The organism is Caballeronia sp. (genome assembly GCF_028292365.1).
Taxonomy (GTDB): Bacteria; Pseudomonadota; Gammaproteobacteria; order Burkholderiales; family Burkholderiaceae; genus Caballeronia.
The window spans coordinates 1-6,932 of sequence record NZ_JAQGMM010000662.1 but is presented as its reverse complement, the minus strand read 5'-3'; the positions used below and the strand labels follow the sequence as shown (position 1 = coordinate 6,932).

The following is a 6,932-nucleotide window of genomic DNA, read 5'->3' as shown; positions in this document are numbered from 1 at the left end:
GTGACGGATGCGCTGACCATCGGTTTGTTGTCGGCGATTCCGTTTGGTGCGGCGGTGATCGGCATGTTGCTCGTTGCGCGTAGTGCCGACAAAAGAGGCGAGCGGCGGTGGCATATCGCTATTCCGGCGGCTGTGGGGGCGTTCGGGTTGGTGGTGTCGGTAGTGTGGTCGACGAATACGCCCATGGCGATGCTGGGGCTTACCTTGGCGACGATGGGCATTCTTACTACCCTGCCGCTCTTCTGGAGTTTGCCTACGGCGTTTTTGGCTGGGACGGGTGCAGCTGCCGGGATCGCGATGATTAACTCGCTGGGCAATCTGGCGGGGTTTTTGAGTCCTTATCTGGTCGGCTGGCTCAAGCAAGCGACGGCATCGAATGCTAGCGGGATGTATATGCTCGCGGCGTTTATGGTCCTGGGTGGGTTGCTGGCGTTGAGCGTGCCGAAGCGGATGGTGAATCGATAAAAGACCTGCGTTGCGCATGGTTCGGCACTGAATGCATTCGCATTCGGTGCGCCGCCGACGAGAATGGCTCCCTGACCGAATAACTGCCTAAACCGAGGCTGTCTTTAGGTCAGTCAATCCTCGGCCGCACCTTAAAAGCTTCTCGCAAAAATATTAAAGAGTGAAGCTGTCGTCGCGAAACGAATGCGGAACGCGCATCTGGAAATCGAGCGAAATTCCGCCCGGCGCGACCCGCTGCTCAGTCAGAAGCGCCCGACGCTCCACCCCCACGCCTGACGCACCGCCACAAGGCGTCCCATCCGTCTTCGCACCAAATTAATGCACTGCTGTTAATCCCACCATTCCGCCTGCCGCCCCGTCCCAGCTTCAAACCCCCTATCCATCAGCACAAACCACTCATTGGCATAACCCTTGCAGTGTCCTACCCACTGACCCTCCGTCAGCGATATAAAAAAATCCACCAGACACCCGCCTCAAACAAACATATCGGCAAGGGGAAACACAATGAAACGACGCAGTCTCCTGAAGTTCGGCTCCATGTCGGGCGCACTCGCGATTGCGGGCCAACTGCCCATTTCAAAGGCGCAAGCCGCCGATACCGGACCGATTAAAGTTGGCGTTCTCCATTCACTCTCCGGAACAATGGCGATTTCGGAAACGTCACTGAAAGACACTGCGCTGATGACCATCGCCCAGATCAATGCAAGCGGCGGCGTGCTCGGACGTCAACTGGAACCGGTCGTGGTCGATCCGGCATCGAACTGGCCGCTCTTCGCCGAAAAAGCCCGCCAACTGATCTCGCAAGACAAAGTGGCAGTGACGTTCGGCTGCTGGACGTCGGTATCGCGGAAATCGGTGCTGCCGGTGTTCGAAGAACTCAACGGCCTCCTCTTCTACCCAGTGCAATACGAAGGCGAAGAGATGTCGCGCAACGTGTTCTACACGGGCGCGGCTCCTAACCAACAAGCTATCCCGGCAACCGAATACCTGATGAGCAAGGAAGGCGGCGGCGCCAAGCGCTTCTTCCTGCTGGGCACCGACTACGTCTACCCGCGCACGACGAACAAGATCCTGCGTTCGTTCCTGCATTCGAAGGGCGTGAAGGACGACGATATTCAAGAGGTCTACACGCCGTTTGGCCACGCGGACTACCAAACCATCGTCGCAAACATCAAGACGTTCTCGCAAGGCGGCAAGACCTGCGTGATATCGACAGTGAACGGCGATTCGAACGTGCCGTTCTATAAGGAACTCGGCAATCAAGGCCTCAAGGCCACCGATGTGCCGGTCGTCGCGTTCTCGGTGGGCGAAGAGGAACTGCGCGGTATCGATACAAAACCACTGGTGGGCAATCTGGCTGCATGGAACTACTTCATGTCGCTGAAGAACCCGGAGAACACGAAGTTCAAGGCGATGTTTGCCGACTGGGTGAAGAAGAACAACCTGCCGGGCGGCGACAAGCGCGTCACGAACGACCCGATGGAAGCGACCTTCGTCGGCATCCACATGTGGAAGCAGGCGGCTGAAAAAGCGAAGAGCGTGGATGTCGACAAGATCCGCGTGGCCATGGTCGGCCAGAAGTTCGCGGCGCCGTCGGGCTTCACGCTTGAGATGGACGGGAACCACCATCTGCACAAGCCGGTGATGATCGGTGAAGTGCGTGCGGACGGCCAGTTCAACGTCGTGTGGCGCACGAAGACCGCTATTCGCGCGCAACCGTGGAGCCCATACATTCAGGGCAACGAAAGCAAGCCGGATGTAGTCAGCTCGATTCCGGATTTCCTGCGCCGCCGACGCGTGGCTTAAGTCCCGGTATCAAGCCTCAGTACGAGTCTTAGTAAGTACGAACGTTGAAACATCGAACCGCCGCGCTCGAAGCACAAGAACAAGAGCGGCGGTTCGTACGAGTCCGGGCAGCACGCAGCAGGCAACGCCCCACTCCGCTCTACCTGACAGGCCATTCATGACTGATTCGATGCTTCGCTTCGCTCGCCGTGGCCTCTGCGCAATCCTGATTGCCTGCATGCCGCTCGCCGCATTCGCGGCCCTGACAGCCGACGATCTCGCGCCACTTGCCGCCGACGACTTCGACGCCAAGTCTGCCGCCGTCGACAAGCTGATCGCCAACGCCGATGCCCCTTCCATCGCGGTGTTGAACGCGCTTTCCGATGGCTCGCTTGTCGCCACCGACGCTGGCAAAGTGTTAATTCAAACCGACGACGGCAACAAGGATCCGCTCACCAACAAAGTTGTGGAAGCGCCCGACGCGCAACCGGTCACCCTCAACAATCTGCTGCGCTCGAAGGTATCGGGCGCGTTGTCGGGGTTGCAACTGGCATCGCCGGATATTGCTGTGCGCCGCGCGGCTATCGACGAATTGCTGAAGAACGCCGATCCCTCGATCAAACCTCTAGTCGACAAAGCCCGTGCCAAGGAGACCGACCCGGCACTCAAGAAGCGCCTCGATACGCTCTGGGCCACCACCGCGTTGCACGACACCGATCCGAACAAGCGCCTCGAAGCCGTCCAACTGGTCGCCGCGCGTCACGACCTGGATATGAACGAACTCTTGCGCCCGATCGTCGCGAAGAACGCGGACGGCACATTCTCCGAACCCGATGCACGCGTGCGCGCCGCGGCGCAAACAGGCATTGAAGAACTGAACTCGTTACAACGACGCGGCGAGATTGTCGGCACGATCTTCGCGGGGTTGTCACTCGGCAGTGTGCTGTTGCTCGCCGCTCTGGGCCTCGCGATCACGTACGGATTGATCGGCGTGATCAACATGGCGCATGGCGAGTTCCTGATGATCGGCGCGTATGCCACGTATGTAGTCCAGAACCTTGTCCAGCACTACGCACCGGGCGCGTTCAACTGGTATCCGCTGTTCGCGGTGCCCGTGTCGTTCGCGGCGGCTGCGGTCGTTGGCATCGTGCTTGAACGGCTGGTACTCAAACATCTCTACGGCCGTCCGCTCGAAACCCTGCTGACCACCTTCGGCATCAGCCTGATCCTGATCCAGGCCACGCGCACGATTTTCGGCGCGCAAAACGTGCAGGTGACGAACCCCTCGTGGATGAGCGGTGGGGTCTCCGTCATGCAGAACCTGATCCTGCCGTACAACCGCCTCACCATTCTCGGCTTCTCGCTGGTCGTCGTGCTGCTTGCATGGGTCGTGCTGACCAAGACACGCCTCGGCCTGTTCGTGCGCGCGGTCACGCAAAACCGCCGCATGGCGGCGTGCGTCGGCGTGAAGACAGCTCGCGTGGATTCGTATGCGTTCGCGTTCGGCGCGGGTATCGCCGGGCTCGGCGGCTGCGCGCTCTCGCAGATCGGCAATATCGGGCCGGACCTAGGGCAGAGCTACATCATCGATTCGTTCATGACGGTCGTGCTCGGCGGCGTCGGACAACTGGCGGGAACGGTGATCGGCGGGTTTGGGCTCGGGCTTGTCAGCAAGACGATCGAGCCGTTCTGGGGCGCGGTGCTCGCGAAGATCGCGGTGCTCGTGCTGATCGTGTTGTTCATCCAGAAACGTCCTCAGGGCATGTTCGCCCTGAAGGGCCGCAGCGCGGAGGTTTGAGATGAATACACCCAACGTCTCCGCGAATCTCGACGTCTCGCCGCAACCCGACGAGCAGGCAAAGCGCGAAGGCTTCGCGTTGGGCCTGCCGCCGCGCGCCGCCCTGCTTCCTCGCAACGGCTGGATTGCGCTGATCGCGTTCATCATCGCAATGGGTATCTACGTGCCGGTCGCGGCACTCGTGCTGCCGGAGTCGAGCACGTTCCACCTGAGCGCCTATTCCATGACGCTTGTCGGCAAGCTCATGTGCTACGCGATAGGTGCATTGGCGCTCGATCTCGTCTGGGGGTATTGCGGGATCCTGAGCCTCGGGCATGCGCTGTTCTTCGCGCTCGGCGGTTACGCGATGGGCATGTACCTGATGCGCTCCATCGGACGTGAAGGGAACTATCAAAGCGATCTGCCCGACTTCATGGTGTTCCTCGACTGGCACAAGCTTCCCTGGTATTGGCAAGGCACTGAACACCTCTGGTACGCGCTGTTGCTGGTGATCGTCGTGCCTGGCGTGCTTGCATGGATCTTTGGCTTCTTCACGTTCCGTTCGCGCGTCAAAGGCGTGTATCTCTCGATCATCACGCAAGCCATGACCTTCGCCGCGATGCTGCTGTTCTATCGCAACGAAACCGGCTTCGGCGGCAACAACGGCTTCACCGATTTCAAGCGCATCGCGGGCTTTCCGATCACGTCGGCGAGTACGCGCACGGTGTTGTTCCTGATGACGCTAGGCGTGCTGATTCTTGCGTTTATCGCGGCACGGGCGATTGTGACGTCAAAGCTTGGGCGTGTGGTCACAGGCGTTCGCGATGGCGAAGCGCGGCTGATGTTTCTCGGCTATAGCCCGCTGTCTTACAAGCTCTTTATCTGGACCGTGTCAGCAATTCTGTGCGGCATTGCCGGTGCGTTGTACGTGCCGCAGGTTGGCATCATCAACCCGAATGAGATGTCGCCGGGTAACTCCATCGAAATGGCGATCTGGGTCGCCGTGGGTGGCCGCGGAACCTTGATCGGGCCGATCATCGGTGCGTTCGCGGTGAACGGCGCGAAGAGCTTTTTTACGGCGAACTTCCCTGAATACTGGCTGTTCTTCCTGGGCCTGATCTTCACGCTCGTGCCCTTGCTTTTGCCGAACGGCATCATGGGTCTTATCGATATCGCGCTGCGCAAGAAGAAAGCCGGAGGACATCCACATTGAACACATTAGCTAATGCGTACAACGCCTTGATCGTCGATCTGCCACCGCTGCCGGAAATCAACGAGCGTAACCAGAACGGCATCACCGGCCTCGGCCATGTGCTGGAACCGGGCGAGATCGACGTCTCGCACGGCACGATCCTGTACCTCGAAGACGTGACCGTGAGCTTCGATGGTTTCCGCGCGCTCAACAAGCTGACGCTGTCCATCGATGTGGGCGAACTGCGCTGCGTGATCGGACCCAACGGCGCGGGCAAGACCACGATGATGGACGTCATCACGGGTAAAACGCGACCGGATTCGGGCAAGGTTTTTCTCGGGCAGACGTTCGATCTCGCGCGCATGTCGGAGCCTGTGATTGCGCGCACGGGTATCGGGCGGAAGTTCCAGAAGCCCACCGTGTTCGAGAATCATCCGGTGTGGGAGAACCTCGAGCTCGCGATGAAAACCGATAAGGGGTGGCTCGCATCGCTCAGGTCGAAGCTGGATCGGGAAGCGCAGGCGCGCATCGAAGAAACGCTGGAGCTGATCCATCTCGAAGCCGATGCCACGCGATATGCCGGCGAGTTGTCGCATGGTCAGAAGCAGCGGCTGGAGATTGGCATGTTGCTGATGCAGCAGCCTGCCCTGCTTCTCCTCGATGAACCCGCCGCCGGCATGACGGACCACGAGACCATGCAGCTCGCGGAATTGCTCAACAAGCTGCGTGGTACGTGTTCGATGATGGTCGTCGAGCACGACATGGAATTTGTCGCGGCGCTCTCCGGCGATACAGGCCGCGTGACGGTGATGGCCGAAGGCAGCGTACTCGCGCACGGCACGCTTGACGAAGTGAAGCGCAACGAGAAAGTGATCGAGTCGTATCTTGGTCGTTGATCTGGCCACCCCGGGACTATAAAAATGCTCGAAGTCGATTCGCTCAACCAGTTCTACGGCGGCAGCCACATCCTGCGCGATGTGAAGATGACCGTGCCCGATGGGAAACTGACGGTTTTACTCGGCCGCAACGGTGTGGGCAAGACCACCTTGCTGCGCTGTTTAATGGGCGTGGTGCCCACCAAAAGCGGCACGATCTCATGGCGCGGCGCGAAGATTTCTTCGATGCCCACCTACAAGCGAGTTGCGAGCGGCCTCGCATACGTACCGCAAGGACGCGACATATTCGGCCGCCTCACCGTTGAAGAAAACCTGCTGGTGGGCGCGGCGAGCCGCAAGGCGCCATCGAAAGTACCGGATCGGATCTACGAACTTTTCCCTGTGTTGAAGGAGATGAAAAGCCGGCGCGGCGGCGATTTGTCAGGCGGTCAGCAACAGCAGCTTGCAATAGGCCGGGCGCTGATGAGCGAACCACAATTGCTCATTCTCGATGAACCTACCGAGGGCATCCAGCCGTCCATCATCCAGGATATAGGGCGCACGTTGCGTCAACTCGTCGACGAAATGGGCATGACGGTATTGCTCGTTGAACAGTATTACGACTTCGCGCGGGAGCTGGCGGACAGGTATTGGGTCATGAGCCGCGGCGAGATCGTAGCGGGCGGCGCGGGCACGGACATGGAAGCCGAAGGCGTGCGGGAGTTGATCGCGGTCTGACGCTCGCCGTACTATTGGCGACTCGCTCTAATCCAGAAAGCCCCATGAATCACGAACCTATCGCTGCGCTGTTGCCATCGACTGTCCCGGACTCCGATTC

At 59.7% G+C, this 6,932-nt stretch carries 5 protein-coding genes and 1 pseudogene; all 6 read left to right on the top strand.

Annotated elements, in window-relative coordinates; translation table 11 throughout:
* Positions 1 to 465, top strand: a pseudogene (locus tag JWR14_RS37985) (MFS transporter); the annotation flags it as partial.
* Positions 466 to 969: 504 nt separating this feature from the next.
* Positions 970 to 2,271 carry an urea ABC transporter substrate-binding protein gene (gene urtA / locus JWR14_RS37980; protein ID WP_299719894.1) on the top strand — a complete coding sequence of 434 codons (1,302 nt, stop codon included), beginning with the start codon at positions 970 to 972 and terminating at the stop codon, positions 2,269 to 2,271.
* A gap of 157 nt (positions 2,272 to 2,428) precedes the next feature.
* Positions 2,429 to 4,048 (top strand): urea ABC transporter permease subunit UrtB, encoded by a 1,620-nt coding sequence (urtB, locus tag JWR14_RS37975; protein ID WP_366144635.1) that lies wholly within the window; start codon positions 2,429 to 2,431, stop codon positions 4,046 to 4,048.
* 1 nt (position 4,049) lies between these two features.
* Positions 4,050 to 5,240 (top strand): urea ABC transporter permease subunit UrtC, encoded by a 1,191-nt coding sequence (urtC, locus tag JWR14_RS37970; RefSeq protein WP_299719893.1) that lies wholly within the window; start codon positions 4,050 to 4,052, stop codon positions 5,238 to 5,240.
* A 47-nt stretch (positions 5,241 to 5,287) separates the two neighbouring features.
* Positions 5,288 to 6,115: an urea ABC transporter ATP-binding protein UrtD gene (gene urtD / locus JWR14_RS37965; protein ID WP_299719895.1), complete on the top strand. Its 828-nt coding sequence runs from the start codon at positions 5,288 to 5,290 to the stop codon at positions 6,113 to 6,115.
* 24 nt (positions 6,116 to 6,139) lie between these two features.
* On the top strand, positions 6,140 to 6,832 hold the full coding sequence (gene urtE / locus JWR14_RS37960; protein ID WP_299719892.1) for an urea ABC transporter ATP-binding subunit UrtE: 693 nt from the start codon (positions 6,140 to 6,142) through the stop codon (positions 6,830 to 6,832).
* Positions 6,833 to 6,932: the final 100 nt, after the last annotated feature.